Source organism: Hydrogenophaga electricum, from assembly GCF_030160815.1.
In the GTDB taxonomy this organism is placed as follows: Bacteria; Pseudomonadota; Gammaproteobacteria; order Burkholderiales; family Burkholderiaceae_C; genus Hydrogenophaga; species Hydrogenophaga electricum.
In genome coordinates, this window is record NZ_BSPB01000122.1 from 1 (window position 1) to 1738 (window position 1738).

Below are 1738 nucleotides of genomic sequence, written 5' to 3' on the forward strand. Positions count from 1 at the left end.
CCACCTGCCGCCCCGGCGGCAATACCCGCGAACAGCGCGCGGCCGGCGACATCCTGTTCGAAGCCGTGCAGGCCGCGCAGGCCCTGGGCGACCGGCCCGACTGGGCCGCCGTGCGCGTGCGCGGCCAGGCCTGCACGGCCGGCTGCTCGCGCGCCTGCACCGTGGCCTTTCAGGCCCCGGGCAAACACAGTTACCAGTTCGGTGATCTGTCCGCCACCGCCGACGCGGCCCGGGCGCTGCTCGACTGCGCGGTGCTGCATGATCGGTCCCCCGACGGCACGCTGGCGCGCGATGCCCGTCCCGCCTTGCTGCGCAGCGGCATCCTGTGCCGCCTGCCGCCCACCTTGCCCGTTGCCGGAGAAAATCCATGATCCCCACCGCCGCACAACCCGTCACCCTGCACCGTCCCGTCCGGCCTGCGCCAGCCCCGGTCGAGCGCTGGTCCGTGGCCGATGTGCAGGCCCTGCTGGACCTGCCCCTGCCCGAGCTGATGCACCGCGCCCAGACCGTGCACCGCGAGCACCACGACCCGACCCACATGGAACTGGCCACGCTGCTGTCGATCAAGACCGGCGGCTGCCCGGAAGACTGCGGCTACTGCCCGCAGTCGGTGCACCACGAAACCGGTGTGGCGGCCGGCAAGATGATGACCGCCGAGGATGTGCGCGAAGCCGTGCTGGGCGCCAAGGCGGCCGGTGCCTCGCGCTTCTGCATGGGCGCGGCCTGGCGCGCGCCCAACGACCGCGATCTGGAGAAGGTCGAAGAACTGGTGCGCGTGGTCAAGGACGAAGGCCTGGAAGCCTGTTGCACCCTGGGCATGCTCACCGGCGACCAGGCGCAGCGCCTGAAGGACGCCGGGCTCGACTACTACAACCACAACCTCGACACCGCGCCCGAGCTGTACGGCGACATCATTTCCACGCGCGACTACCAGGACCGGCTGAACACCCTGGGCCACGTGCGCGAGGCGGGCATCCACGTCTGCAGCGGCGGCATCGTCGGCATGGGTGAATCGCGCGCCGGGCGCGCCGGCCTGATCGCGCAACTGGCCAACCTCGACCCGTACCCCGAATCGGTGCCGATCAACCACCTGGTCAAGGTGCCCGGCACGCCGCTGGCTGATCAGCCCGACCTCGACCCGCTGGAATTCGTGCGCACCGTCGCCGTGGCCCGCATCACCATGCCCCGTGCCAAGGTGCGCCTGTCGGCCGGGCGCCGGCAGATGGCCGAAGCCACCCAGGCCCTGTGCTTTCTGGCCGGGGCCAATTCCATCTTCTATGGCGACAAGCTGCTCGTCACCGGCAACGCCGACGTGGAGGCGGACCAGCACCTGCTGGCGCGCATGGGCATGCACACCACCCGCGCACATGCTTGAGATGCCCCCCTGCGCCGCTTCGGATCTTTCCCCCAGGGGGACCCCACCTGTGGCCCGGTGGAGCCGGCTCCACGGGGGGTGCTGGACGGCGCGTCTGCCCGCTGGGGAAGTTGCGTGATGCCGTTCATGGGCCTTTTCCCTGACGCTGCCGTGCTGGCCGGCGCGGTGCTGGTGGCGCTGGCGCTGGACGTGGTGTTCGGTGAACCGCCCGCGCGGCTGCACCCGGTGGTGGTCATGGGCCGCTATCTGGGGGCGGTCGGGCGGCGGATCTCGCGCGCGGCCGGCGCGGAGCCGCGCCCGGGGGCCGAATTCTGGGGCGGGACGCTGGGCTGGTGCCTGGGCGCCGCCCTGGTGGTGGCCGCG

At 72.0% G+C, this 1738-nt stretch carries 3 protein-coding genes; all 3 read left to right on the forward strand.

Features of this window, described 5'->3' with window-relative positions; all coding sequences use genetic code 11:
- Positions 1-371, forward strand: a 371-nt coding sequence (locus QQK43_RS23025) for a DUF1636 family protein (RefSeq protein ID WP_284309616.1), incomplete at its 5' end; no start/stop codon positions are given.
- Positions 368-1375, forward strand: a complete 1008-nt coding sequence (gene bioB, locus QQK43_RS23030; protein ID WP_234264794.1) for a biotin synthase BioB — start codon at positions 368-370, stop codon at positions 1373-1375. The genes QQK43_RS23025 and bioB, both read left to right, overlap by 4 nt.
- A gap of 126 nt (positions 1376-1501) precedes the next feature.
- A partial coding sequence (locus QQK43_RS23035; RefSeq protein ID WP_284309617.1) for a cobalamin biosynthesis protein occupies positions 1502-1738 on the forward strand: 237 nt, incomplete at its 3' end.